General features: G+C 62.1%; 25 protein-coding genes and 1 tRNA gene. 14 read left to right on the top strand and 12 right to left on the bottom strand.

The genetic code is table 11. The annotated features are described in order from the left end of the window. Nucleotides 1–4: 4 nt before the first annotated feature. From CO670_RS08390 to CO670_RS08375, 4 genes are all read right to left on the bottom strand, one after another. Entirely contained in the window at nt 5–1,336 is a 1,332-nt protein-coding gene (locus tag CO670_RS08390) for a glucoamylase family protein (protein ID WP_097589819.1), read from the bottom strand. A gap of 241 nt (nt 1,337–1,577) precedes the next feature. Beyond that, on the bottom strand, nt 1,578–3,362 hold the full coding sequence (locus CO670_RS08385; RefSeq protein ID WP_097589818.1) for a gamma-glutamyltransferase family protein: 1,785 nt from the start codon (nt 3,360–3,362) through the stop codon (nt 1,578–1,580). A 42-nt stretch (nt 3,363–3,404) separates the two neighbouring features. Further along, the gene (locus tag CO670_RS08380) at nt 3,405–4,841 is read right to left on the bottom strand and encodes a M81 family metallopeptidase (protein ID WP_097589817.1); all 1,437 of its coding nucleotides are present in this window, start codon (nt 4,839–4,841) and stop codon (nt 3,405–3,407) included. 148 nt (nt 4,842–4,989) lie between these two features. Beyond that, on the bottom strand, nt 4,990–5,718 hold the full coding sequence (locus CO670_RS08375; RefSeq protein ID WP_097589816.1) for an NIPSNAP family protein: 729 nt from the start codon (nt 5,716–5,718) through the stop codon (nt 4,990–4,992). 96 nt (nt 5,719–5,814) lie between these two features. Between CO670_RS08375 and CO670_RS08370 the strand changes: the two genes are divergently transcribed. Then, on the top strand, nt 5,815–6,423 hold the full coding sequence (locus tag CO670_RS08370; RefSeq protein WP_097589815.1) for a TetR/AcrR family transcriptional regulator: 609 nt from the start codon (nt 5,815–5,817) through the stop codon (nt 6,421–6,423). An 81-nt stretch (nt 6,424–6,504) separates the two neighbouring features. Here CO670_RS08370 and CO670_RS08365 read toward each other — a convergent pair. Continuing rightward, a tRNA-Gly gene (locus tag CO670_RS08365) sits at nt 6,505–6,579 on the bottom strand. 257 nt (nt 6,580–6,836) lie between these two features. Between CO670_RS08365 and CO670_RS08360 the strand changes: the two genes are divergently transcribed. The 4 genes from CO670_RS08360 to CO670_RS08345 all read left to right on the top strand — a co-directional run bounded on the left by CO670_RS08360 (nt 6,837) and on the right by CO670_RS08345 (nt 9,444). Beyond that, nucleotides 6,837–7,346 (top strand): prolyl-tRNA synthetase associated domain-containing protein, encoded by a 510-nt coding sequence (locus CO670_RS08360; RefSeq protein WP_097589814.1) that lies wholly within the window; start codon nt 6,837–6,839, stop codon nt 7,344–7,346. 160 nt (nt 7,347–7,506) lie between these two features. Then, a complete protein-coding gene (gene trxA, locus CO670_RS08355) occupies nt 7,507–8,484 on the top strand; it encodes a thioredoxin (protein WP_097589813.1) in 978 nt (325 codons plus the stop codon). Between the two features lie 75 nt (nt 8,485–8,559). After that, nucleotides 8,560–9,246 (top strand): LON peptidase substrate-binding domain-containing protein, encoded by a 687-nt coding sequence (locus CO670_RS08350; RefSeq protein ID WP_176538902.1) that lies wholly within the window; start codon nt 8,560–8,562, stop codon nt 9,244–9,246. Nucleotides 9,247–9,255: 9 nt separating this feature from the next. Continuing rightward, on the top strand, nt 9,256–9,444 hold the full coding sequence (locus CO670_RS08345) for a Trm112 family protein (protein WP_003567459.1): 189 nt from the start codon (nt 9,256–9,258) through the stop codon (nt 9,442–9,444). Nucleotides 9,445–9,449: 5 nt separating this feature from the next. Here the strand turns inward: CO670_RS08345 and CO670_RS08340 are convergent, their stop codons facing one another. Continuing rightward, the gene (locus CO670_RS08340; RefSeq protein ID WP_097589812.1) at nt 9,450–10,664 is read right to left on the bottom strand and encodes a ubiquinone biosynthesis hydroxylase; all 1,215 of its coding nucleotides are present in this window, start codon (nt 10,662–10,664) and stop codon (nt 9,450–9,452) included. Between the two features lie 84 nt (nt 10,665–10,748). On the opposite strand from CO670_RS08340, the gene tesB reads away from it, so the two are divergent. The 7 genes from tesB to CO670_RS08305 all read left to right on the top strand — a co-directional run bounded on the left by tesB (nt 10,749) and on the right by CO670_RS08305 (nt 19,120). Next, entirely contained in the window at nt 10,749–11,633 is an 885-nt protein-coding gene (gene tesB, locus CO670_RS08335) for an acyl-CoA thioesterase II (protein WP_097589811.1), read from the top strand. 210 nt (nt 11,634–11,843) lie between these two features. Next, nucleotides 11,844–12,194, top strand: a complete 351-nt coding sequence (locus CO670_RS08330) for a P-II family nitrogen regulator (RefSeq protein ID WP_003543684.1) — start codon at nt 11,844–11,846, stop codon at nt 12,192–12,194. Between the two features lie 28 nt (nt 12,195–12,222). Continuing rightward, nucleotides 12,223–13,647: an ammonium transporter gene (locus CO670_RS08325; RefSeq protein ID WP_097589810.1), complete on the top strand. Its 1,425-nt coding sequence runs from the start codon at nt 12,223–12,225 to the stop codon at nt 13,645–13,647. A gap of 270 nt (nt 13,648–13,917) precedes the next feature. Next, nucleotides 13,918–16,602 (top strand): DNA translocase FtsK, encoded by a 2,685-nt coding sequence (locus CO670_RS08320; protein ID WP_097589809.1) that lies wholly within the window; start codon nt 13,918–13,920, stop codon nt 16,600–16,602. Nucleotides 16,603–16,741: 139 nt separating this feature from the next. Continuing rightward, on the top strand, nt 16,742–17,407 hold the full coding sequence (locus CO670_RS08315; protein WP_097589808.1) for an outer membrane lipoprotein carrier protein LolA: 666 nt from the start codon (nt 16,742–16,744) through the stop codon (nt 17,405–17,407). Between the two features lie 124 nt (nt 17,408–17,531). Continuing rightward, nucleotides 17,532–18,335, top strand: a complete 804-nt coding sequence (locus CO670_RS08310; protein ID WP_097589807.1) for an exodeoxyribonuclease III — start codon at nt 17,532–17,534, stop codon at nt 18,333–18,335. Further along, the gene (locus tag CO670_RS08305) at nt 18,335–19,120 is read left to right on the top strand and encodes an ATP-grasp domain-containing protein (RefSeq protein WP_097589806.1); all 786 of its coding nucleotides are present in this window, start codon (nt 18,335–18,337) and stop codon (nt 19,118–19,120) included. The genes CO670_RS08310 and CO670_RS08305 overlap by 1 nt, the downstream gene beginning before the upstream one ends. A 31-nt stretch (nt 19,121–19,151) precedes the next feature. On the opposite strand, the gene CO670_RS08300 is transcribed toward CO670_RS08305, so the two are convergent. Beyond that, nucleotides 19,152–19,607, bottom strand: a complete 456-nt coding sequence (locus CO670_RS08300; RefSeq protein WP_097589805.1) for a cyclic nucleotide-binding domain-containing protein — start codon at nt 19,605–19,607, stop codon at nt 19,152–19,154. Between the two features lie 216 nt (nt 19,608–19,823). Continuing rightward, on the bottom strand, nt 19,824–20,507 hold the full coding sequence (locus CO670_RS08295; RefSeq protein ID WP_011427159.1) for a response regulator transcription factor: 684 nt from the start codon (nt 20,505–20,507) through the stop codon (nt 19,824–19,826). A 167-nt stretch (nt 20,508–20,674) separates the two neighbouring features. Here CO670_RS08295 and CO670_RS08290 point away from each other — a divergent pair, with 167 nt between their 5' ends. Together CO670_RS08290 and CO670_RS08285 are read left to right on the top strand one after the other, a co-directional pair. Next, on the top strand, nt 20,675–21,196 hold the full coding sequence (locus CO670_RS08290; RefSeq protein WP_097589804.1) for a L,D-transpeptidase family protein: 522 nt from the start codon (nt 20,675–20,677) through the stop codon (nt 21,194–21,196). Between the two features lie 133 nt (nt 21,197–21,329). Then, on the top strand, nt 21,330–22,160 hold the full coding sequence (locus CO670_RS08285; RefSeq protein ID WP_097589803.1) for an aldo/keto reductase: 831 nt from the start codon (nt 21,330–21,332) through the stop codon (nt 22,158–22,160). A gap of 83 nt (nt 22,161–22,243) precedes the next feature. Here the strand turns inward: CO670_RS08285 and CO670_RS08280 are convergent, their stop codons facing one another. From CO670_RS08280 to CO670_RS08255, 4 genes are all read right to left on the bottom strand, one after another. After that, a complete protein-coding gene (locus CO670_RS08280) occupies nt 22,244–22,591 on the bottom strand; it encodes a cell surface protein (RefSeq protein WP_097589802.1) in 348 nt (115 codons plus the stop codon). Nucleotides 22,592–22,953: 362 nt separating this feature from the next. Continuing rightward, entirely contained in the window at nt 22,954–24,363 is a 1,410-nt protein-coding gene (gene leuC / locus CO670_RS08270; protein WP_097589800.1) for a 3-isopropylmalate dehydratase large subunit, read from the bottom strand. A 243-nt stretch (nt 24,364–24,606) separates the two neighbouring features. Further along, nucleotides 24,607–25,422, bottom strand: coding sequence for an amino acid ABC transporter permease (locus CO670_RS08260; protein WP_097589799.1), 816 nt, complete (start codon nt 25,420–25,422; stop codon nt 24,607–24,609). Nucleotides 25,423–25,440: 18 nt separating this feature from the next. Continuing rightward, nucleotides 25,441–26,238 (bottom strand): basic amino acid ABC transporter substrate-binding protein, encoded by a 798-nt coding sequence (locus CO670_RS08255; protein ID WP_097589798.1) that lies wholly within the window; start codon nt 26,236–26,238, stop codon nt 25,441–25,443. Nucleotides 26,239–26,369: the final 131 nt, after the last annotated feature.

Below are 26,369 nucleotides of genomic sequence, written 5' to 3'. Positions count from 1 at the left end.
TTCCTCAGGCGAATTTGCGCACCAGCTCTTCCGGCTCGATGCCTTCGAGCCAGCCGCCGGTAAAGCCGGCGCGTTCGAGCCCGAGGCGGATCACCGGCGATTGCCGCATCAGCTTCCAGATGAAATCCGAGCGCTCGTTCTCGACGGTCATGACGACGAGGCCCTGGTCGATGCCGACCGTGCGGTCGTCGACCCAGCCTTCCGGCCGCTTCGTCTGGACGGTCGGATTGAAGCCGCCGGGGAAACCGCCTTCCAAGAGCAGGTTCGGATAGGTGGTGAGAAGCGCCTTGGTGCCGTCGAGCGCCGCCTGACGGTCGTAGGGCAGGCAGGCGAGCGCCGCCCAGGGTGCAATCGTGCCGTCATCCGGCCCGAGCGGGGCGCCGCGCGCGGCATAACCCAGAACCTTCGGCTGGCGGCCGCCGCGCATGCGCCGCGTCGGCGGCGGGCCGTCGCAGGCGGTGAAGCCCCAGATATTCCGGTTGTAGCCGACGAAACGGCCGGGATTGCGCTCGGCATAGTCGCGCTGCATGTTGATGACGACCTGCGTGTTGCGGAAATAATCCCAGTTGCGCTCGGCCATCGGCTTGTCCTGGATGCTGCGGAAATCGATCCAGGCGTGGGAGAAGAGATGGATGAAGAGCGGCCCGGCATAGAGATAGGGCTGCTCGTTGAATATCATCCAGGAATAGCTTGATGTAAAGGCGTCGTAGCAGGATTGCGGGATCGGATGCGTCGGCGAGGCGAGCGCCAGCGCATAGAGGATGATCGCCTCGTCGAAGCCGTGATAGCGCCAGCGCAGAAAGCCGGAAGAGGGCTTCCAGCCCATGGAGATGGTGTCGCCCTTGTTCAGCGCCCAGCGCCAGTCGACGCGCTCGTAGATGAAGGTCGCGAGCTCGCGGATCTCGGTCTCCGTCTCGTCCTCACGATCGAAATATTGCGCCGCAGTCAGCACGCCGGCGAGAAGCAGCGCCGTGTCGATGGTCGAAAGCTCGCTGTTCCAGGCGCGATTGCCGGTATCCATGTGCAGGAAATGGTAGAAGAAGCCGCGATGGCCGGTCGCGTGGCGCTCTTCGCCCTGACGGGCTTCGGCGAAGAAGCGCAGCGTATTGACCGTGCGCTCGGCCGCTTCGCTGCGGCTGATCCAGGAACGCTCGACGCCGACGGGATAGGAGGAAAGCGCAAAACCGACCGCCGCGATGCTTGCCGGCACGCCGCCGATCGAAGTATCGGCCACGAGGCCATTTTCGGGATTGGAATATTTCAGGAAATACTTGAACGCTGAATGCTGCAACCTATCGATTAGCGCGGCATCAATGTCTTCAATCCGTTGCAGCATAGGCTCCTACCCAACTGTTGCATCGCCCCATGCTTCAACATGAAAGGCGTCCCCCGGCAAATCAACCCTTTTTGATTCGCAGGGATAAGAGAACACAAAAGCGGGAGGGTTGGCGTTAACAATTATCAGTGAAATAGTATCTAGGATAAGTAATATAAGCAGTGCAGCAAAAAGACCGCACTTCACCGGCCTATTTGCGCTGTTTTCTGCAATAATTTCCTACCTCAGCAGCATGTAAAAGCTATCGGCCGACGGCATAGGCCTGCATCAGGCGCGGCGTCGCCGCGGCGCGCATCAAACCGTCGGCATCGCGCCGGGCGGCGGTCAGCCGGCCGATGGTCCAGGGATCGGCGACGGTCAGCTTATGGCCCTTGCGGGCGAGCGCATCGAGCACATCGGCGCCGAAATTCGCCTCCACCATCAGGCTGCCGGGCTCGCGAGTGCGCGGATAGAAGGAGCTCGGGAAATGCGCGGTGTGGAACAGCGGCTGATCGATCGCTGCCTGCAGATTCAGCTTATGATGCACATGCCGAAGGAAGAAAGAGAGCTGCCATTGGTCCTGCTGATCGCCGCCCGGCGTGCCGAAGGCCAGGGTCGGGCGGCCCTCATAGAGGCCGAGCGAAGGCGTCAGCGTCGTGCGCGGCCGTTTGCCCGGCGCCAGCGAGGTCGGCAGGCCAGGTTTCAGCCAGAACATCTGCGCGCGGGAATTGAGGCAGAAGCCGAGGCCCGGTATGGTGGGCGAAGATTGCAGCCAGCCGCCGGAGGGCGTGACGGAGACCATGTTGCCGTCGCGGTCGATCACGTCGATATGCACGGTGTCGCCGCGTTTTTCCGAGAGATGCGCCATGGTCGGCTCATAGACGATGCCGGTCTTCGAGTCCGCGCCGAGCATCTTCATCGTCAGATCGTGCTGCGCCTCGAAGCCGGCAACGACACCCGGACGAAGATCGAGGGAAGCCTCCGCGCCGATGAGCTTGCGGCGCTCCGCCGCATAGGCCTCCGACAGCAGATGGGCGATGGGGATTTCGGAGAAATCCGGATCGCCGTAATAGACTTCCCGGTCGGCGAAGGCGAGCTTCATCGCCTCGGCGACGGTATGGACGAAGTCGGCGCCGGCGGGGTTCGTCGCGGCCAGATCGAAACCCTTCAAGATCGACAAAGCCTGCAGGAAGACCGGGCCCTGGCCCCAAGGCCTCGTCTTGGCGATCGTCCAGCCGTGGTAATCATAGGTCAGCGGTTCCTCGATCGTCGCCGACCAGCCTGCCATGTCATCTGGTGTGAGCATGCCCTTGTGACGATTGCCGCTCGCATCCATCACCTCGGCGGTCTTCAGATAATCGTCGATCGTCTCGGCGACAAAGCCGCGATAGAAAGCATCGCGCGCCGCTTCCACCTGCGCCTCCCGGCCGCTTTTCGTCTCGGCTTCGGCGATGATGCGTTTCCAGGTTTCGGCCAGCACCGGATTTCTGAAGTTCGAGTGCGCTTCAGGGACGCTGCCGCCCGGCAGCCAGGTTTCATAGGAGGTCGGCCACTCCTTCTCGAAGAAAGCCGCCAGCCCCTTGATGGTGGCTGAAACGCGCGGCAGCAGCGGATGGCCGTGCTCGGCATAAAAGATTGCCGGTTCCAGCACGTCGCGCACGCTCATCGTGCCGTAGTCGCGCAGCATCAGCATCCAGCCGTCGAAGGCACCGGGGATGACCGTCGCCAGCAACCCGTCGCCGGGGATCAGCGACAGGCCTTCCCTCGTATAGCGCTCGATCGTCGCGCCGGCGGGGGCAGGCCCCTGCGCTGAGATGACTTCGACCTTGTCCTTCTTCTTCGAATAGATCAGCGCCGGCAGGTCGCCGCCCGGGCCGCAGAGGTGCGGTTCGACGATCTGCAGCACGAAACCCGTGGCTATTGCCGCGTCGAAGGCGTTGCCGCCCTTTTCAAGGATGCTCATGCCCACCGCCGAGCCGATCCAGTGCGTCGAGGTGACGACGCCGAAGGTGCCGAGGATTTCGGGACGGGTCGTGAATGCGGTCATGTCGGCGTTCCTTTCCGGGGGAGCGTTCCTTGAGGGATCGGCCTAGGCCGCGCGTGCGGAGAGGAAGACCTGCGGCTCGAAGGCAAAATCCTTGTCGAAGGGGTAGGTCGGGCGCTGCTTGCGCAACCGCGGCAGGCGCTCGACGAACTGGTCGACCACGCCGAGCGAGAGCGCCATCAGGTTCGGATTGGCGATCGGCGCCAGCTCCGGCGAGAGGTAGCCTGATTTGACGACGATGATCTTCGCCCGGTGCGGATCGAGGCCGAGCCGGGTGAAATCGACGATATTGTGATAGGGCCGGCGCTTGGCCGAAAGCACGAGGTCGATGTCGCCGGTCGAGACGACGGCCTGCCGGTCGGAGGGATCGGCGGTCTCATGCAGGAATTTGACGATGAAGCGGGCGCTGACCGGCTGGCTGCCCTTGCTGTCGAGCGAGCCGCCGACGCTGAGATCGAGCCTGGCGCCGATGCCCGCGGCATAGCAGGCCTCGGTCGCCGCCTTGTCGGCAATGCCGGCGAAGACGACGCCTGTCGCGCCCTTGGCGATCAGTTCGGCCAGCACATCGGCCCGGTCTCCGACGCCGCCGCCGGTCGGGTTGTCGCCGGATTCGGCGAGCACGACCGGTGCGGTCGGGCTTGCGACGGCTCTCGCCACGCATTCCTCGATCGAGCCGGTCTCGCAGCCGAAGACGAAGTCTCCGCGTACATCCCAATAGGCTTTGGCGAGGCGCTTTGCCTCTCGCTCCAGCACCGCGCGGTCGGTGCCGGTCATGATGGCGGCGGCCGTGGCGCGCGGTTCGTCGGCCCAGACATAACCGACCATCAGCGACGCATCCCAGACGCCGTCCATCGCGTCGATATCAGGCAGCAAGGCATAGAGGCTGTTAGCCGGCTCATCGACGGTGCTGGTGCGCTCGCCGGGCAGGACGACCGGGATCGGTGCCCAGAGAACGATCGGCCGCACGCCGGTTTTCAGGCTCTTCACCAGCATGGAGACCGAGCGGCGCATCGTTTCCTCGACATCGATATGCGGCGCGGTGCGATAGGTGGAATAGATGTCGAGCGCGTCGATGATGCGCTGCGTGACGTTGCCGTGCAGGTCGTAGCTTGCCGAAACCGTGCATTGCTCCCCGACGAGGGCGCGGGCGGCGCTGATCCAGTCGCCCTCGGCATCCTCCATGCCCTCGACATACATGGCGCCATGCATGGCGAGATAGAGTCCGTCGAGCGGCAGCATCGGTTTCAGCCGCTCGAGGAATTCTCTCTTGAAGGCCTCGTAGGTGGCGCGTGAAACCGGGCCGCCGGCAATGGCGCGGGCATGGATCGTCGGCAGGAATTCGGCGCCATAATCCCTGAGGAAAGCGAAATAGGGCGACTCCAGCAGTGAGGCGCCGCGCAGCACGCGAAAATCCTTCTCCTCGTTCAGGACGGGATTGTAAGTGCTGCACTCGATATGAATGCCACCGACGGCGATGCGCATGATGAACCTCTGCTGACGTTGGGACCAATCAGGAAATTAAGGGCGGCGATGGAGGGTTTCGATTCGAAGAGGCGCCGAATTGTCTGATCTCGATGATAGTTCGCCAAGCGAACCAATCAACCGCAATAAAGTACAAAATTGAAGCTGCTCACCAGGCGCAAAGCGACCGCGACGTCGGCGTCAGGCGCGCGACCTCGATCTTCCGCCAGCACTGGCCGTCCATCCGCGGGTAGATCTCATCCGTCCAAACGGGATTCTGCCGCAACCGGTGCTGATAGGCGGTTCGGCTGTCCTGATCCGCGTGGCATTCAAGCCAGACGAACACAGTCTCGCCCTCGCGAACCGGCAGCCTGGGAAAGCCGTTCCTGCTTCGCTCGGTCACGAACAAGCCACCGATGCGCGCACCGGCCTCTTGAATGAGCGGGAGCGCATGGTCGCGGAAGAGCCTGGAAAAATCCTCTTCCGTTCCAGGCGCGAGCGAGCAGATATTGACGATGATCAGGCCCTTCGCCCGGGATCGGCCTGCCTCCGCATCCCTTGGCAGATTATGCGCGAACGGATCGACGCCGGCGGTCGGCTTCAGGAGCAGGACATTGTCCGAATTGAGCATCGTCGCATTGGCGGCGGGTCCATGTTCTTTCCAGACCGGGCCTGAATAAAAGGATGCGAGCGCCTCCGTTCGGGCTTCCATGTCCTTGAAGGACCGAACCCACACGAAGGAATCGGGATCGTCGAGATCGCGGAATTCCGCTTCGACGCGCATGCCCAGCGCCTCCTGAGGCTCGACGAATTCCCGGTCGAACAGACGGATCAATGCTTCTCTGCCCTCGGGCAGAAGCCGGTAGCGGCGAAGCTCGAAGATGGTGTGCGGATTCATGGTTTCCTTAACAGGTCGATCATCCTGTTTTAAGAACAGGGCAATTGACCTGTTTTGTCAAGATGCTATTCTGCGCGCCGACCCGGTTGAGACATCATGAGCGAAAACAGAAGAACCAATGACCCCGAGGGCGTCCGCCGCCGGATCGTCGATGCCGCCTATGATGCCTTCGTCACCCAGGGTTATCTCGCAACCGGCATGCTGGAGCTGCGCGAAAGGGCCTCCGTTTCCGGCGGCGCAATGGCCCACCATTTCCCCGTCAAACGCGACCTCGGACTTGCGGTCATTCGCGATCGCGTATCCGAAGCCGTTCGGCAAACATGGATCGAACCATTCCACACCGGCATGGATACGCCGGCCACGATCGATTCGGTCTTCGAAAGCATCATCGGCGAGCTGACGCAGAACGGCCGAGTCGCCGGGTGCCCGCTCAACAACATGGCGATGGAAGTTTCCCAGCATGACGTGGAAATGCGCGGGGCGGTCAGCGTCGTATTCGGCGCCTGGCACGAAGCCCTATCCGCCAGTTTCGAGACGGATGTTCGGGAAAACCGGGCGCGGGAACTCAATCCGCAGAGCCTCGCAACGTTGGTGATCGCCAGCTATTCCGGCGCCATGGCGATGGCTAAGGCGCGCCAGGACGTCGGCCCGCTTATCGACTGCCGTGTGGAATTGGCGGCGCTGCTGGCGGCGAAATATCGCTGACGGGCGCGGAGGAAAAGCCAATCGACAATCCGCTCGGCACGGGCTTGTTATCTATGTATTCGGTATGGACGTTGGGAAAACTGGAGCGGGCGAAGGGATTCGAACCCTCGACCCCAACCTTGGCAAGGTTGTGCTCTACCCCTGAGCTACACCCGCTCAATCCGCATCGGTCCGGGGTAGTCGTTGGACCGTGGGCGCCGCCTCGTGGCGACGGGCGCTATATGGCCTAACGGATTTTCAAATGCAACAGGGAAATGACGAAGAGCCGAAGAAAAATTATCGAGCTCGTGCGAGACGGGCGGAAAGGCCGCAAATGTGGGGGTAGAGCGTCGGTGGCGAAGATTGCCAAATGCTGTGGACGGACTTAATCAGGACACCTCGACCTTTTCCTATCTCATCCAATGGATTGCCCGATGTCCGAAAATGCCCCGAAGACAAGAGAAGAACTGTTCGCCTTCCTCGACGGACTCGGCATCGCCCATAAGACGATGGATCATGCGCCTGTCTTCACCGTGGCCGAATCGGTCGCGCTGCGCGACGAGATCCCCGGCGGCCACACCAAGAACCTCTTCATCAAGGACAAGAAGGACAGGTATTTCCTGCTGACCGTGGAGGAAAATGCCGATGTCGACCTCAAGCAGGTGCACAATCTGATCGGCGGGTCCGGCCGCGTCTCCTTCGGCAGGGCGGAGAAGCTGATGGAATATCTCGGCGTCATCCCGGGCGCGGTCACCGCTTTCGGCGCGATCAACGATACCGCCCAAAGCGTGACCTTCGTGCTCGATGCCGATCTGATGCGCGAGGAGATCATCAATTGCCATCCGTTGACCAACGATGCGACGACATCGATTGCGAGCGGCGACCTCATCCGTTTCATGGAAGCGACCGGACATAAGCCGCTTGTCTTGAAAGTGACGTCCTGACATACGATTTTAGCGCTGAAGCGCGTGGCGGTCTTTCCGATCTGCCGGCCGCGTTTTAGTCTTTGGTTTTGCGCATGTCCTTATCGCAAAACCGCTACATATTTTTACGCGACATGCTTTAGCAGAGATGCCGGCAGGATCGGCGCGGCGGGAGAGACCTATGAGCGGCAGCGACAACCCCTATAACAGTTCCTTCGGCAATCAGATGTCGGCGACGGCGAGCTTCGGCGCCCAGCCTGCTCCCGCAGCCGCTGCGGCCGGCAGCCACATCAAGGACACGACGACCGCCAATTTTTCCAAGGATGTCATCGAAGATTCGCGCAACCAGCCGGTGCTGGTCGATTTCTGGGCGCCCTGGTGCGGTCCGTGCAAGCAGCTGACGCCCGTTCTGGAAAAGGTGGTCAATGAAGCACAGGGCCGCGTCAAGCTGGTCAAGATGAATATCGACGAGCATCCCTCGATCGCCGGACAGCTCGGCATCCAGTCCATTCCCGCCGTCATCGCCTTCGTCAACGGCCGTCCTGCCGACGGCTTCATGGGCGCGGTGCCGGAGAGCCAGGTGCGGCAATTCATCGACCGCGTCGGCGGCCCCGCCGGCGCCGACGAGGCGGCCGAGATCGAGGCCGTGCTTGCGGAAGCGGCGGAGCTGCTTGCCGCCGGCAATATCAACGAGGCCGCCCAGCTTTATGCCGCCGTGATGCAGGCCGCCCCCGAAAATGCCAAGGCGCTTGCGGGGATGGCCGAATGCATGATCGCCGCAAACCAGCATCAGCGGGCGCGCGAAACGCTGACCGATCTGCCGGAGGAGATCGCCAAGGATGCCGGTATCCAGGCCGTCCTGAAGAAGCTCGATCAGATCGAGGAAGCCCGCAAGCTCGGCGATCCGGTCGCGCTCGAAGGTGAGCTGGCGGCGAACCCCGATAATCACGAGGCGCGGCTGAAGCTCGCCAAGATCCTCAATGTCGAAGGCCGGCGCGACGAGGCGGCCGAGCACCTGCTGCAGATCATGCGCAAGGACCGGGCCTTCGATGATGACGGCGCGCGGCGCCAGCTGCTGCAGTTCTTCGAGGTCTGGGGATTCAAGGATCCGGCGACGGTTGCTGCCCGGCGCAAGCTTTCGGCGATGCTGTTTTCCTAAGTTTACAATATCAGGCCCTTGCGTTTTTGGGCGGGGGCACCACATTCTCGTCAGACGGGCATGCCCGTTACAAGAATGCGGGACGGTTTCATGCAAGTCGGGAATGCCAGATACCTGAAGCCGGGCGATCTGCCTGATGCTATCGCCGTCTTCCCCCTGACCGGTGCTCTTCTCCTGCCGGCCGGGCAACTTCCTCTCAACATCTTCGAGCCGCGCTATCTGACGATGCTGGATTCGGCCCTTGCCGGAAACCGGCTGATCGGCATGGTGCAGCCGGCGCTCGGCGAGCACGAGGACAAGGGCGGCGAGCACAGTCTCGCCAGCGTCGGCTGCCTTGGCCGCATCACCTCCTTCGCCGAGACCGGCGACGGGCGCTATATCGTCTCGCTGACGGGGGTTTGCCGCTTCCGGCTGCTGGAGGAGAAAGTGACGGGCGATCCTTTCCGGACCTTCCGCATCGCCCCCTTCATCGCCGACCTCTCGGCCGAGAACGAGGAGGAGGCCGTCGATCGCACGGCGCTTCTGACGGCCTTCAAGGCCTATCTCGATGCCAACAAGCTGGAGGCCGATTGGGAGAGCGTCGAGCGGGCGAGCAATCTGACGCTCGTCAATTCGCTCGCCATGATGTCGCCCTTCGGGCCGGCGGAAAAGCAGGCGCTGCTCGAGGCGCCCGATCTGAAGACGCGGGCGGAGACGCTGATCGCCATTACCGAGATCGTGCTGGCGCGGGTCTTCGGTGACTCCGACACGGTTCTGCAGTAAACTTCGGCCATGGACGAAAAACTCAGCCGCGTCGATCCGAAACTGCTCGAACTTTTGGTGTGCCCGCTCTCGAAGGGGCGGCTTTCCTATGATCGCGAGCACAATGAACTCGTTTCGGAAAAGGCGCAGCTTGCCTATCCGATCCGTGACGGCATTCCGATCATGCTGGTGTCTGAGGCCCGGCGCCTCGACGAATAGCTTCCTTAAATCGTCTGGCCGGCCAGCAGGCGCGGATTGTCCTTCGCCGTCGTTCCCGCCGCCTGGCCGATAAAGAAGGATTTGAGGCGCGGCAGGCGGTCGACGATGCCGAGGCCGACGTCGCGGGCGATGCGGATCGGCGTCGCGTCGTTGGAGAAGAGCCGGTTGAGCACGTCGGTCGTCACCCCCATGCGGAAGGTATCGAAGCGCCGCCAGGTCTGGTAGCGCTCCAGAATGTTGATCGAGCCGATATCGAGGCCGAGGCGGTCGGCCTCCACGATGGTTTCGGCAAGGGCCGCCACATCCTTGAAGCCGAGATTGAGGCCCTGCCCCGAGATCGGGTGGATGCCGTGGGCGGCGTCGCCGGCGAGCGCAAAGCGCGGCGCGACGAAGGAGCGGGCGAGCGTCAGCCCGAGCGGGAAGGCGCGTTTGTCGCCGACGAGTTTCAGCGCTCCGAGCTTGTGGCCGAAGCGGCGTTCCAGTTCTTCTTCGAAAATCAGATCGTCGGCGGTAACCAGCCGGTCGGCATCATGCGTCCGTTCCGTCCAGACGAGCGAGGAGCGGTTGTTGCGGAGCGGCAGGATGGCGAAGGGGCCGGCCGGCAGGAAATGCTCCTCGGCGCAGCCTTCGTGCGGCCGCTCGTGCTCGACGGTGGCGACGATGCCGGACTGGCCGTAGTCCCAGGTGACGGTCTTGATGCCGGCGAGGTCGCGCAGCGTCGAGCGCACGCCGTCGCAGGCGACCAGCAACCGGGTCTCCAGCTGGCTGCCGTCGGAAAGCGTGACGGTGACATGGGTGTCGTGCGTCTTCAGTTCGGTGGCGCTCAGCCCGTGACGGATCTCGATGCCGAGGCGCTCGCAGAGGCCGCGCAGCGCCGCGACCATGGCGACGTTCGGGATCATGTGGGCGAAGGGCCTTCCTTCCTCCACTTCGCCGTCGAAGGTCAGGAACACCGGGCGCATCGGGTCGGAGGTCCTGGAATCGGTGACGATCATCTTGGTGATCGGCTGGGCCTCCGGCTCGATCTCGTTCCAGATGCCGAAGACTTCGAGCATCTTCGAGGCCGCGGCGATGATGGCGGAGGCGCGCGTATCGCCTTTCCAGACATGCTCAGGGGCCGCTTCGACGACGGCGACATTGAGATGGGGAGCTGCCTGTTTGACCGCGACGGCGGCGGAAAGGCCGACATAACCCCCGCCCACAACCAGCATATCCAGCATCGCGCCGCTCCCGTACCTTGTGCCTCAGATGTGATCTATATAGATCATCGCAACCTCACTTCCTACCGCCGGGAGGCATACAAAATGACGCGTGAGACCACCGGGCCTTCGGCGATGGAGACGCTGCTTTCGACGCTCGATCTGGAGCCGATCGAGGTCGATATCTTCCGCGGCCGCAGCCCGCAGGTCGGCTGGCAGCGTGTCTTCGGCGGCCAGGTGATCGGCCAGGCGCTGATGGCGGCGCAGCGCACCATCGAGGCCGCGCGTTTCGTCCATTCACTGCATGCCTATTTCATGCGTCCCGGCGATCCCTCGGTGCCGATCATCTATCAGGTCGAGCGCATCCGCGACGGATCGAGCTTCAATACCCGGCGTGTCGTGGCGATCCAGCACGGCAAGGCGATCTTCGCGCTGTCGGCCTCCTTCCAGGGGGAGGAGCCGGGTTTCGAGCACCAGATCGTCATGCCCGAGGTGGCGATGCCGGAGACGCTGCTCGGCGAACAGCAGATCAAGGAGCAGTATCTTGCGCATGCGCCGGAGGCGATCCGCAAATACTGGCAGCGCGAGCGGCCGATCGAGATCCGCCCCGTTTCGCTGACACATTATTTTTCCGACAAGAAGCTCGACCCGAGGCAGGACGTCTGGGTGCGCGCCACAGGCCCGGTCCCCGACGACCGGCTCTATCAGGCGGCGGTGCTCGCCTATCTCTCCGACATGACGCTGCTCGATACCTCGCTCTACGCGCACGGCACCTCCATTTTCGATCAGAGCCTGCAGGTGGCGAGCCTCGATCATTCCATGTGGTTCCACAGGCCCTGCAAACTCGACGACTGGCTGCTCTATACGCAGGACAGCCCATCGGCCTCGGGCGCCAGGGGCCTGACCCGCGGCAGCCTTTTTACCCGATCGGGCGTGCTGATCGCTTCCGTCGCCCAGGAGGGTCTGATTCGGAAAAAGGCAAATGATTAAATAGAGTGCATATTTGGAAATTTGCGCATTATTTGTGCGCTTATTGGCCAATCATTTGCCTGTTTATTGGCATTCCTTTATAAATTCTTTATATTTCAATAAGTTACAGCAAGCCTCGAATCTGGCACGCCCTTTGAATGTCTATCGCCGGTCGCTGTTCAGGAACGTCAGCGGCAAGGAGAGTCGGCTCCGCGCCGAGGATAACGAAGGATGGGAAACCAGATGAAAATTGTGATGGCTATTATCAAGCCGTTCAAGCTCGATGAGGTCCGCGAAGCGCTTACGGCGATCGGCATTCAGGGCCTGACCGTGACCGAAGTGAAGGGCTACGGGCGCCAGAAGGGGCATACCGAAATTTACCGCGGCACCGAATACGCGGTCAGCTTCCTGCCGAAGCTCAAGATCGAAATCGCCGTTGCATCCGAACTCGTCGACAGGGCCGTCGAAGCCATCGCGGCGTCGGCCAAGACCGGCCAGATCGGTGACGGCAAGATTTTCGTCTATTCGATCGACCATGCCGTGCGCATCCGTACGGGCGAAACCGATTCAGAAGCGCTGTAACGAACGGCAGACCAAGGAGCTTTTTTCAATGTCGATCTCGAAGTTTTCCTCCACCTTTGCGCGGGTTTGCGCAGCAACGGCTGCGCTTCTCGCGCCGGCCGTCGCCTTTGCCCAGGAGGCTGCGCCTGCCGCTGCTGCCGCCGCCGCGCCTGCTCTGACGATGGAGAAGGGTGACAATACCTGGATGCTCGTCTCCTCGGCGCTCGTCCTTCTGATGACCATCCCGGGCCTCGCGCTCTTCTACGGCGGCCTCGTGCGCGCCAAGAACATGCTTTCCGTGCTGATGCAGGTCTTCATGATCACCGCCGTCGTGGCGCTGATCTGGGTGACCTACGGCTATTCGCTCGCCTTCACCGACGGCGGCTCGCTGAACAGCTTCGTCGGCGGCTTCTCCAAGGCGTTCCTCGCCGGCGTGAACCCGTCGTCGCTCGTCGAGACCTTCTCGAAGGGCGTTGCCATCCCTGAATACACTTTCATCGTATTCCAGATGACCTTCGCCTGCATCACGCCCGGCCTCATCGTCGGCGCGTTCGCCGAGCGGGTGAAGTTCTCGGCCGTCATGCTCTTCGTCGTGCTGTGGGTGACCTTCATCTACTTCCCGATGGCGCACATGGTCTGGTTCTGGGGCGGTCCGAGCTCCTACACCTCGCCGGCCGGCCTGATCTTCTCCTACGGCGCAATCGACTTCGCCGGCGGTACGGTCGTCCACATCAATGCCGGTATTGCAGGCCTCGTCGGCGCCATCATGCTCGGCAAGCGCACCGGCTACAAGAAGGAGATCATGGCTCCGCATTCGATGACGCTCACCATGGTCGGCGCATCGCTGCTGTGGGTCGGCTGGTTCGGCTTCAATGCCGGCTCCAACCTCGAGGCCAACGGCTACGCATCGCTCGCCATGATCAACACCTTCGTCGCGACGGCTGCCGCCGCCGTTTCCTGGTGCATCGTTGAAAGCCTCGCCCGCGGCAAGGCTTCCATGCTCGGCGGTGCCTCGGGCGCTGTCGCCGGTCTCGTCGCCGTTACCCCGGCGGCAGGCTTTGCCGGCCCGATGGGTTCGATCGTTCTCGGCCTCGTCGTCTCGCCGGTCTGCTACTTCTTCGTCGACGTCGTGAAGAACAAGGTCAACTACGACGACAGCCTCGACGTCTTCGGCGTCCATTGCGTCGGCGGCATCATCGGCGCTCTCGGCACCGGCATCCTCGTCAATCCGGCGCTCGGCGGCGCAGGCATCGTCGACTATTCGACGCCCGATTTCGCAGCCACCTATGCCGGCACGGCAACCCAGGTCTGGAACCAGGCCAAGGGCGTGCTGACGACGCTGCTGTGGTCGGGCATCGGTTCGGCGATCCTCTACAAGATCGTCGACGTTGTCGTCGGCCTGCGCGTGAGCGTAGAAGCCGAGCGCGAAGGTCTCGACCTTTCGACCCACGGCGAAGCCGCTTACCACTCCTGATACGAGCTTCGGGCGCCCGGCCGGGCGCCCTCCACAGCCCGTCGCGGCCTATCTAGAGCTTTTCCGGGTTAGACCCGGAAAAGCTGTCATAGACCGCATTTGGCCCGGACCCTCCAAGGTTCGGGCTTTTTTCTTTTTGTCGGCGGGAATGCGCTTCCGGCCGTGCATGGTTAACATCGCTTTAACCGGGCTCTGATTAGGTGGAGCGGACGCATTTTGGCATGGCGAGCTTCGTGATTCGCGTGCCCAGGCATTGGACGGGTTAGACATATGGCAAGAAGCACGTCGCCGGTAATGGATGGCCGTCCGGATCGGTTCTCCTTCTCGGCATTCATGCTGCGGCAGATCCAGGCGCTGATCGGCTTTGCGATCTTTCTGCTCCTGGCGCTCGGCGTCGCGGCGCTGGCGACATGGAACGTCGCCGATCCCAGCTATTCCTATGCCACCGCCAACCTGCCGACGAATATCCTCGGTTACAGCGGCGCAGCCTTCGCCGATATCGTCATGCAGTTCCTGGGGCTCGCCAGCGTCGTTTCGATGCTGCCGATCGTCGCCTGGGCGCTGGCGCTGATCTCGGGCCGCCGCTTCAGCCGCATTCCCGCCCGCGCCGGCGCCTGGCTTGCCGGTTCCGTGCTTTCCTCCGCCGTCATCGGCTGTTTTCCGCCGCCGCTCACCTGGCCGATTCCGAACGGCATCGGCGGCGTCGTCGGCGACATGATCCTGCGCTTTCCCGCGCTCTTCGTCGGAGCTTATCCCACAGGCACCTTCGCCATGGTCGTCGGCTGCATCTTCGCCTTGCCGACTGCGTGGATGATGCTGTTCGCATCAGGCCTCGTCGGCCGCAGCGATGCCGAGGACGATGAGATCGAAGAAGACTACGCCGATACGACAAGCAAGGCCCGCGTCGTCGGCGACGAGGACGAGGAGGACGAAGCCCGCTGGGTCGCTTTCAGCGGCGCCCTGACGCATGCCTGGTATATGAGCCAGGGCCGCCTGCGCCGGATCTTCGGCATGGGACCGCGCAAGCGCCGCCAGGGCGACTTCGAATCGCCTTATGACTTCAACGATGACGAGTTCGGCACGCTCAACGAGCCGGTCCGCGCCAAGGCGCCGGCCGTCCGCGGCGAACGAATGGAGCCGTCGATGGAGCCATCAATGAGGGAAAAGGCGGCCGTTTCGCCGCGGCGCATCGTCTCCGCGCCGTCGCTTTCCGTCGACGACGATGACGACGACGATCTGCCCTTCGATGCCGACATGCCGCCGCGCCCGGCCGATATCCTGCCCGACGACGATGACGACGACTGGATGATCCGCGCCCCGGCAAAGGCCGCCGGTAAGCCTGAACCGCGCGTTGTCCCAGCTATCGCGCGTCCGAAGCCCAGTGCCCGTATCGAGCGGGAGGCGCAGGGCTCGTTCATCCGTCCCGAAGGTTTCCAGCTTCCGTCGATGCACCTGCTCGCCGAGCCGAAGAACGTGGTGCGCGATTCGACGCTTTCGGCCGATGCGCTGGAGCAGAATGCCCGCATGCTCGAAGGCGTGCTCGAGGATTTCGGCGTCAAGGGCGAGATCATCCATGTTCGCCCTGGTCCCGTCGTCACCCTTTATGAACTGGAGCCGGCGCCCGGCATCAAATCGTCGCGCGTCATCGGCCTTGCCGACGATATCGCCCGCTCGATGAGCGCGATCGCCGCCCGTGTCGCCGTCGTGCCCGGCCGCAACGCGATCGGCATCGAACTGCCGAACCAGACGCGCGAGACCGTCTACCTGCGTGAACTCATCGCATCGCGCGATTTCGAGGGCAGCAAGGCGAAGCTCGCCATGGCGCTCGGCAAGACGATCGGCGGCGAAGCCGTCATCGCCGATCTCGCCAAGATGCCGCACCTGCTCGTCGCCGGCACCACCGGCTCGGGCAAATCGGTCGCCATCAACACGATGATCCTGTCGCTGCTCTACCGGATGACGCCGGAGCAGTGCCGCTTGATCATGATCGATCCGAAGATGCTCGAACTTTCCGTCTATGACGGCATCCCGCATCTGCTCTCGCCTGTCGTTACCGATCCGAAGAAAGCCGTCGTCGCGCTGAAATGGACGGTGCGCGAGATGGAAGAGCGCTACAAGAAAATGTCGAAGATTGGGGTGCGCAACATCGACGGCTTCAATACCCGCGTCGAACAGGCTCTGTCGAAGGGCGAAGTGATTTCGCGCACGGTGCAGACCGGTTTCGATCGCCACACCGGCGAGGCAATGTACGAGACCGAAGAATTCGACCTCAAGCCGATGCCCTATATCGTCGTCATCATCGACGAAATGGCCGACCTGATGATGGTCGCCGGCAAGGATATCGAAGGCGCGGTCCAGCGTCTGGCGCAGATGGCGCGCGCCGCCGGCATTCACGTGATCATGGCGACGCAGCGCCCGTCGGTCGACGTCATCACCGGCACGATCAAGGCGAACTTCCCGACCCGCATTTCCTTCCAGGTCACCTCGAAGATCGACAGCCGCACCATTCTCGGCGAACAGGGGGCCGAGCAGCTGCTCGGCATGGGCGACATGCTCTACATGGCGGGCGGCGGGCGTATCCAGCGCGTGCACGGTCCCTTCGTCTCGGATGTCGAGGTGGAAGAGATCGTCTCCTATCTGAAGACGCAGGGCTCGCCGCAATATCTCGACGCGATCACCGCCGACGAGGATGAGGATGGCGATTACGGTGGCGGCGGCCCGGCCGGCACGTCGAACCTTTCGGATTCGGAAGATCCTTACGATCAGGCCGTCGCCATCGTGCTGCGCGACGGCAAGGCTTCGACCTCCTATGTCCAGCGCCGTCTCGGCATCGGCTACAACCGCGCCGCTTCGCTGATCGAGCGGATGGAGAAGGAAGGCATCATCGGGCCGGCCAACCATGCCGGCAAGCGAGAAATTCTCGTTCCGACCGAGGCCGACATCCTCGACCGCTGAAAGATCAGCCATATATTTCCCATGCGGGTGTTTTCGCGGGAAGCTGATAGCATGAAGCCATTGCTTCTCGCGAGGATGATCGCGGCGCCTTGAAGACGCCGCCATTCGGCGGCATGCAGATCGCATAAAGGAGATTTAGATGAGTAACTCCGATTCCTTCCTCTCCGGCCTGACGACGCGCCGCGAACTTCTGGGCGCCTTTGCCGTAACTGCCGTGGCGAGCACCCTTCCCTTAGGCGCGCTTGCTCAGGCTGCGGCCCCGGCTTCCGGCACCGCGCAGGCAATCGCCGACCATTTCTCCGGCGTCACGACGATGCAGGGGGAATTCGTGCAGTTCGGCCCGCGCGGCGAGCAGACCGGCGGCAAGTTCTTCATCCAGCGTCCCGGCAAGCTGCGCTTCAACTATGACGACCCGTCGCCGATGCGGGTGATTGCCGACGGCAAGAATGTCGCGATCGGCAATATGAAGCTCAAGACCTGGGATCTCTATCCGCTCTCCAAGACGCCGCTCAGCCTGCTCCTGGCGCAGCGGATCGACCTGTCGGCCGGCATGGTGAAGGGCGTGAAGGAGGAGTCGGACCTGACGACGATCGCGCTCGGCAACAATACGGTGTTCGGAAACTCGACCATCACGATGATGTTCGACCCGAAGACCTATGACCTGCGGCAGTGGACGATCACCGACAACCAGGGCAAGGACACGTCGGTGATGATCTTCAACGTCAAGACAGGCGTGCAGTTCGACGACCGCGTCTTCCGGGTGCCTTACGAAAGCATTCCGGGCACGGCAGCCTCACGCGACTGACGGTTTTCGGTTGATCGCCCGAGGCTTTTGCACGCGGCCGGTTCCCTCCCGTCCGCCTTTGTTCTAAAGCCCTTTCATGAGAGCACGCCGCCTCGAAACCCGGCGTGCGGGAAAGGGCGTGGGCATGGGCTTTTCGATCACCACCTGGAACATCAATTCGGTGCGGCTGCGCATGCCGATCGTCGAGCAGTTCGTTCTCAAGCACAGGCCTGACATTCTCTGCCTGCAGGAAACCAAGGTGCCGAACGAGCTCTTTCCGGCAGCACCCTTGCGGGCGATGGGTTACGACCACATCATCATCCACGGGCAGAAGGGTTATCACGGCGTGGCGATCGCCTCGCGCATTCCGCTGACGGAGGATCACCGGCAGGATTATTGCGGGGTCGGCGATGCCCGCCACATATCGGCGATCTTCGAGCGCGGCAATCGCCGCGTCCGGCTGCACAATTTCTATGTACCCGCCGGCGGCGACGAGCCGGACCGCACGATCAATCCGAAATTCGGCCACAAGCTCGATTTCATCGAGGAGATGAAGCAGCTGAAAGCCAATGGCGAGGCCAACACCTCCGCCATTCTCGTCGGCGACCTCAATATCGCGCCGCTGGAGCACGACGTCTGGTCGCACAAGCAGCTCTTGAAGATCGTGAGCCATACGCCCGTCGAAACGGACGGGCTGCTGGAGGTGATGAAGCGCGGCGGCTGGGTCGATCTCATGCGCCATCACGTGCCGGCCAGCGAAAAGCTCTACACCTGGTGGAGCTACCGCGCCAAGGACTGGGAAGCAGCCGACCGCGGCCGCCGTCTCGACCACATCTGGTCGTCCTCCGATCTCGGACCGCATCTCAAGCGGATCGAGATTCTGAAGGAAGCGCGCGGCTGGGACCGGCCCTCGGATCATGTGCCGGTGACGGCGCGTTTCGATTTCTGATGCAGTGGCTCCTCCAGGAATTCGAAGACACCCATAAGCTGGCCGAGGCACTCGACCGGCTCGGTATCGCGTACACCTGGCATAAGGTCGTCCCGTTCGTCGGCGAGCTTATCCCCGCGCCGATCGTTACCGACCCGGGTTCGGTGATCATGTTCGGCTCCTACACTCTATGGAGAAACGCCGAGGCGAACGGTTACTGGCCGGGCGTGTTCAAGCTGCGTCCTTTCGTCCAGGAAAAGGCGTGGCATCCCTATCTCCTGAACGGAGCCGACGCGCTGTTCCTCACTCTCCGAGACATTCCGACCGAGCTGACCGACGATGGGAGGGAATGGTTTCTGCGTCCCGTCGACGACAGCAAGGAAGAGCCCGGCAATGTCAAATCGGCCGGTGAGATCATCCGCATGGCGGAGAGGGTTCTTACGCTTGACGAAGACGAAATCCCGGGCGGATCGCTTCGCCATGACACGCTTCTGATGCTCACCAAGCCTGTTCGCATCTTGCGCGAATGGCGTCTGTGGGCCGTCAACGGGCGGATAGTCACCTATTCGCTCTATAAGGACGGATCGCGTGTCGTCCACCGCCATGAGATCGACGAGGATGCACTGGCGTTCGGACAGCGCATGGTCGATATCAATCCCGGGTACTCTCCGGCCTATGTCATCGATCTCTGCCGCACCGAAGAGGGGCTGAAGCTGCTCGAGACCAACTGTCTCAACGCTGCCGGCTTCTATGCCGCCGACTTGGTGAAGCTCGCAGCAGCAATCGACGGCCTCGTCCGCGACTGACGCCTTCCTTAACGCCGCGTACCGATGTGGATCAGCTGAAGCGGTGGAACTGGCTTGCGGCCTTGGCGGCAAGCTCGGCGAGGTTGTCGCGGATGCGGTTTTCGATCAGGCGGGCCGCATCGGGATATTCTTCCAGAAGCCGATGGAAGAGGGCGCGGGTGATGCGGATGATGCTGGTGTCCTCGCGCGCGATCGCGGTGAATTTGCGCTCCACCAGCGTGACCAGTGCAAGCTCCGAAATCAGCGTTCCCGGGCCGGCGATGGCCTCGGCCCGCTGCATGCCGTCGCTGCTCGTCGTGCTCAGTTCCAGGCTGCCGCTGATAACGACATAGGCACTCTCGGCCGGCGAGCCCTGGCGGAACAGCATCTGGCCGGCGGCGATCATGCGCCGGTCGGCGCCGAAGGCGATCAGCCGCAGCTGGTCCTCGCTCATATCCTTGAACAGCGGAAGCTGTGAGAGCAGATGAATGTCGTCGGTCAGCGCCATCGGGGCTTTTCGCCTTAGAGCAATTCCAGCAAAAGCGCGGAACAGTTTCGCGTGAAAACAAAGAGATAGAGCATTTCCGTCATTCGGGAAACCGGTAACGCTCTAAGAGCATGATGCCGAAAAGTGTGAGCGGTTTTCGGACGACATCATGCTCTAACTCTTGAGTTTAAAACAGGATTCAGATTTTAGGCCGAACGGGCCTAAAATCATCCTGTTCTAGGGTATGATCTTGTAGCCGCCGTTTTCCGTCACCAGGATTTCGGCATTGGAGGGATCGCGCTCGATCTTCTGGCGCAGCCGGTAGACGTGGGTTTCCAGCGTGTGCGTGGTCACGCCCGAGTTATAGCCCCAGACCTCTTCGAGAAGCACGTCGCGGGTGACGACCTTCTGCTCGGCGCGGTAGAGATAACGGATGATCGCCGCTTCCTTTTCCGTCAGGCGGATCTTCTGGCCGTTGTCGGTGGTGAGCAGCTTCTGGCTCGGCTTGAAGAGATAGGGGCCGACGGTGAAGGTGGCGTCTTCGCTCTGCTCGTGCTGGCGCAGCTGCACGCGGATGCGCGCGAGCAGCACGGCGAAGCGGAAAGGCTTGGTGACGTAATCGTTGGCGCCGGCTTCGAGGCCGAGGATCGTGTCCGAATCGGTATCGTGACCGGTCAGCATGATGATCGGCGCCTTGAAGCCGCCCTTGCGCAGCAGCTTCACCGCTTCGCGGCCGTCCATGTCAGGCAGGCCGACATCCATGATCAAGAGGTCGACCGGCGTCGAGCGGGCGGTCGCAACACCCTTGCCGGCGTTGGCTTCCTGCAGAACCGTGAATTCCTCATAAAGCGACAATTGCTCCGTCAGCGTCTGCCGAAGATCCTCGTCGTCATCCACCAGAAGAATGGTGCGTGCGGTCATGCCGTTGCGTCCTCATGTTAGGTCCCCTAGTCCTACGCCAAATTGCGGGTTTGGCAAGGATCGGCCGGCGGAGCTGTTGCCGGCCCGGTTTTCATATGATTTCAATGAAAGCCTCAAGCAATGCAAGACATGCGAGAAAAATGGAAAAAGCAAGGCGGAGCCGAGGGATGAAGCCGCCCACGGTCGTGGTGCGTCCGGCGCCGGGAAAGAAGAGCCGCGCGATCGTCAGCATCGGCGCAATCACCGTTCCGGCTGCCATCGGGCGCTCCGGCCGCACCGTGATGAAACGCGAGGGCGACGGTGCCACCCCGATCACGTCGATGAAGCTGATATCGGGCTTCCGGCGCGGCGAGCGGAACGGCCGGCTCGTGACTTCGCTCTCGCTTCGCCGGATCCGCGCCGATATGCTGTGGTGCGATCAGCCCGGCAATGCCAATTACAACCGCCTCGTCAGGGCGCCGTTCGGCGCCGGCCATGAGGAGATGCGGCGTAGCGACGGGCTCTACGATATCTGTCTGGTGATGGACTGGAACATCTCCTCGCGGGCGCGCAACCGCGGCTCGGCGATCTTCTTCCATCTTATCCGGCCAGGCTACGAGCCAACGGCCGGCTGCGTGGCGGTCAGTCTCGGCGATATGCGCCGCCTGCTGCCGCACCTTCGCAAGGGGACGATTGTCCGCGTGCTCTGATTGTTTTGTGAGGGCGGGCGCCTATATGCTTTCGGTGACCGGACGCGCGGGCTGAGATGCGTTCAGGGACGCTCGCGGAATGCGAGCGCAAATCCATGCCTCGTCCAATTCTTCAAACTTCCGGAGACATATTGTGACCGCTCAACCCATCATCACTTTCCATGACGGACATTCCATTCCGCAGGTCGGCCTCGGTGTCTGGCAGACGCCGCAGGAGATCGCCGCTCCGACGGTGCGCACGGCCATTGCTGCCGGCTATCGCCATATCGATACGGCGTCCGGTTACGACAACGAAGAGGGTGTGGGTGAAGGCATCCGCTCCTCCGGCCTCGACCGCAAGGATATTTTCGTCACGACCAAACTCAGGAACACCGACCAGGGCTACGACAATACGCTGCGTGCCTTCGACGGCAGCCTGAGGAAGCTCGGTTCCGACTATGTCGATCTCTACCTGGTTCACTGGCCGTCGCCGCATCGCGGCCTCTACACCGAGACCTGGAAGGCATTCGTGCGCATTCGGGAAGAGGGCCGGGCACGCTCGATCGGCGTCTCCAATTTCTATCCCGAACATCTGGAGCGGATCATCGGCGAAACCGGCGTGGTTCCCGTCATCAACCAGATCGAGCTGCATCCCGACTTCCAGCAGCACGCGGCGCAGGAGGTGCACGGCAAGCTTGGTATCGTGACCGAATCCTGGAGCCCGCTCGGCCAGGGCAAGTTCATCTCGAACAAGGTCATCGGCGAGATCGCCCGGAAACACGGCAAGACGCCGGCCCAGGTCATCATCCGCTGGCATATCGACACCGGCCTCGTCGTCATCCCGAAGTCGGTCACGCCGTCGCGCATCGAGGAAAACTTCCAGGTGTTCGATTTCAAGCTCAATGCCGATGACATGGCTGCGATCGCCAAGCTCGACAGCGCCGGCGCCCGCATGGGGCCCGACCCGATGACGGCGTCATTCTGATCATCAATCAGCGACCGCCGCGGAAGAGAGATCGCCCGCGGCGGCTCGACGAAGGCATGCCGCTAAAACCGCGGCGCACTTTGTCAATAATTGCAATTGGACGATCCGTTGGTCGGGGCAAAGCCGTAATTGCAGCCATTCCCCTGATTCTCAGGCCGCGCAATCGAGCCGGTATAATCATCGAAGGCGCGCGAGGGATACCAGTAGCCGTTGGAGCTCTTGATATAGCCGGCCCGGGCGCTGCTGGAACCGCGATAGCCGTTGAGCATCGGTATCTTGGTCTGCGCGACCAGTTGCAGCTGGGCCGAAGGGGCCGTGACCGGCGTGATGGTCGGATGCATCGGCGCGGCGCCGGCTGTGCTGATCGATGCCAGCGATGCGAATACGGTCAGGATGGCTTGCGCAATACTCTTTGCCATTTTCTGCCTCATAGCGACATTCTCCCATGGCGCGGTGTTAGCCGAAGCCGCCTGCAGAAGCCAGAACGGCATCCGTGTCGCGCCCGGTATCGATGAGGCCATAGGAGAATATCGATGTCGATTGCCCGAATGGATGAAATCCGGAATGCGGGCCATGCACAAACGGGCTCGCCACCGCGTAATCAAATCGGAGGCGATTGAAGGAATTCGTATAGAAATTCAAAGGACTACGACATCGTTGCTTGTCGCGGAAGGCGCGCAGCTACGGGTCGCGGCCGCGGAGGGGCGAAGCGGTAGGAGCCATGAAATGCGAAGCCGCCCGATGCGGGCTGAGCGCATCGGGCGGCTTTCATTCTCTTACGAGCCGTGACGGATCAGTTCCACTCGCGGATATCTACGAAGTGGCCGGCGATCGCGGCGGCGGCCGCCATGGCCGGCGAAACGAGGTGCGTGCGGCCCTTGAAGCCCTGACGGCCTTCGAAGTTGCGGTTCGAGGTCGAGGCGCAACGTTCGCCCGGCTTCAGGCGGTCGTCGTTCATGGCGAGGCACATCGAGCAGCCCGGCTCGCGCCAGTCGAAACCGGCGGCCTTGAAGATCTTGTCGAGGCCTTCGGCTTCCGCCTGTTCCTTCACGAGACCGGAACCGGGAACGATCATGGCGTTGACGGTCGAGGCAACGGTCTTGCCCTCGACCACCTTGGCGACGGCGCGCAGGTCTTCGATGCGGCCGTTGGTGCAGGAGCCGATGAAGACGCGGTCGATGCTGATGTCGGTCATCGGCGTGCCCGGCTTGAGGCCCATGTACTCGAGCGCACGCCACTTGGAGGCACGCTTCGTCTCGTCCTGGATTTCGTCCGGGTTCGGCACGATGCCCTGAACGGAAACGACGTCCTCAGGCGACGAACCCCAGGAGACGATCGGCGGCAATTCGGCAGCGTTCAGTTTGACGACGCGGTCGAAATGAGCGCCTTCATCCGATTTCAGCGTCTTCCAGTAGGCGATTGCCTGTTCGAGCGCTTCGCCCTTCGGCGCGCGCGGCTTGCCCTTGATATATTCGAAGGTGATCTCGTCAGGCGCGATCAGGCCGGCGCGGGCGCCGCCTTCGATCGACATGTTGCAGATCGTCATGCGGCCTTCCATCGACAGCGCGCGGATCGCTTCGCCGGCATATTCGATGACGTAGCCGGTGCCGCCCGCCGTGCCGATCTCGCCGATGATGGCAAGAACGATATCCTTGGCGGTGACGCCTGCCGGCAGCTGGCCGTCGACCTGCACCAGCATGTTCTTGGCCTTCTTCTGGATCAGCGTCTGGGTGGCGAGCACGTGCTCGACCTCAGACGTGCCGATACCATGGGCGAGCGAGCCGAACGCGCCGTGGGTGGAGGTGTGGCTGTCGCCGCAGACGATCGTCATGCCCGGCAGGGTGAAGCCCTGTTCCGGCCCGATGATGTGCACGATGCCCTGGCGCTTGTCGTTCTCGGAATAATATTCGACCTTGAATTCGGCGGCATTCTTGGCGAGCTGCTCGACCTGGATGCGGCTTTCCTCGTTCTTGATGCCGAGATGGCGGTCGGCAGACGTCGGAACGTTGTGGTCGACGACGGCGAGCGTCTTTTCCGGCGCGCGGACCTTGCGGCCGCTCATGCGCAGGCCTTCGAAAGCCTGCGGCGAGGTGACTTCGTGGACCAGGTGGCGGTCGATGTAGAGAAGACAGGTTCCGTCGGCCTGTTCGTCGACCAGATGATCGTCCCAGATCTTGTCGTAGAGGGTACGCGGTGCGCTCATGGCGTTAAGTCCGTTTTTGGAAGCTTTGGAAAATCGGAAAAAGCGGATCAGGCTCCGCCGGCCGTCATTCGATCAACGAAGTCGGCTGTTGAGCGCACCGGATACGCATGCAAAGAACCGTGCCGGCAGGCGATAATGATCCTGCAGCACGAAAACATGCGCGCCAGTGCATCTGAACTTGGATTCCATGGCGCTGGATATAGCGATTTTTGATCGAAACGGCAATTCGAATCGTAAGGCGGCTCAACGCGGCTTCTGCTTCATCTTCTTTTCAATCCGCCGCAGCGCCAACGACAGGCCGATCGTCAGGATCAGGTAGATGTAGGTGACGATCGAATAGGTCTCGAAGAAGCGGAAGGAGCCGGAAGCATAGACCTTGCCCATCTGCGTGATGTCGGCGACCCCGAGCACCGAGACGAGCGATGAGTCCTTCACCATCGAGACGAAGTCGTTGGAGAGCGGCGGGAAGATGACCCGGATCGCCTGCGGGAAGACGACGAGCCGGAAGCGGCGGTAGCGCGACAGGCCGAGCGATTTGGCCGCCTCGATCTGGCCGAGATCGACCGACTGGAAGCCGGCGCGGAAGATCTCGGCAATGAAGGAGGAATAGCCGATCATCAGCGCGAAGATCGCGCGCCACATCAGCGACAGGTCGCGCACGAGGATCGGCTCGGCAATGCCCGCCTTTACCAAGGGCGTGATCATGAAGTTATAGGCGGCCACAAGACCGGGGGCACCGACGAAGGCGATGTAGAAGAGCAGCACCAGGATCGGGATGCCGCGGATGATCTCGATGTAGAAGCGGGCGATCTGGCGCAGCACGATGCTGTCGGAGAGGCCGAGCAGCGCGATGCCGAGACCGAGCACCGTCGCCAGCACGAAGGCGACGAGCGTCACGAAGACGGTAATGCCAGCGCCATTCACCACGGTCCGGAAGACCTGCGCATAAATGTCGTTGGTGACGATGACGACGGCGAGAATGATGCCGATCAGGATAAGGACAGCCAGCCACCAGGGGCGGTCGTCCTTCTCGTGTCGCGGGGATGGTTGTGGCGCCATCTGCGATCGCTCGGGGAATTATTCGCCCATCTTGTAGTCGAGGAACCACTTCTTGTTCAGCGCATCGAAGGTGCCGTCCGCCTTTAGCGCTGCGATGGCGGCATTGACCGGGGCGACGAGGTCGGAACCCTTCGGGAAGATGAAGCCGAAATCCTCCGTGCCGAGCGGTTCGCCGACCACCTTCAGGGCGCCGTTCGAGGAATCGACATAGCCCTTGGCGGCGACGCTGTCGGTCAAGACGAGATCGACGTCGCCTGTTTTCAGGGCCTGAACGGTTGCGCCGAAGGTTTCGAAAAGCTTGATGCGCGGGTTCTGTTCGTTGCCATCGAGAATTTCATAGACGGCGGTGTAGAAAGGCGAAGTACCCGGCTGAGCGCCGATCAGGCCGTCGTTGAAGGCGCCGAAGCTCTTGGCGTCGGTGAAGCGCTTCTCGTCGCCGCGCACCAGCATGAACTGCTGCGAGCGCAGATAGGGGTCGGAGAAATCCACCTTCTGCTTGCGGTCGTCCTTGATGGTGATGCCGGTCATGCCGATGTTGTACTGGCCGTCGGAAACCGCCTGGATCATCGCGTCCCAGCTGGTGTTCTGGTATTCGACCTTGAAGTTCAGCCGCTTGGCGATCTCGTTCATCGCATCATATTCCCAGCCGATCGCTTTGCCGGATTTCGGATCGACGAACTGCAGCGGCGGATAGGCATTTTCCGTCACGACGACGACGCTCTTGCCGCCGAGATCGGGGAGCTCGGCAGCCGTTGCGGCAAAGGGCAGAAGAGAAAGGGCGGCAAAGCTCGCAAGAACGGTACGGCGAAACAGCATGGAACGGCTCCAGAATTGAAAGCGAAAATTGTCACGGAAAATAGGCTTGAGGCAAGGCCGCCGGCTGCATGCGCCCCGAAAAAATAGAAAAGGCGATCCGAAGACCGCCTTTCCAAGAAACAGAATTTTCT

The sequence above is a fragment of the Rhizobium sp. J15 genome, from assembly GCF_002531825.1.
GTDB lineage: Bacteria > Pseudomonadota > Alphaproteobacteria > Rhizobiales > Rhizobiaceae > Rhizobium.
Note: the sequence above shows the minus strand (reverse complement) of the source record. Positions and strands in the feature narration are given on the sequence as shown.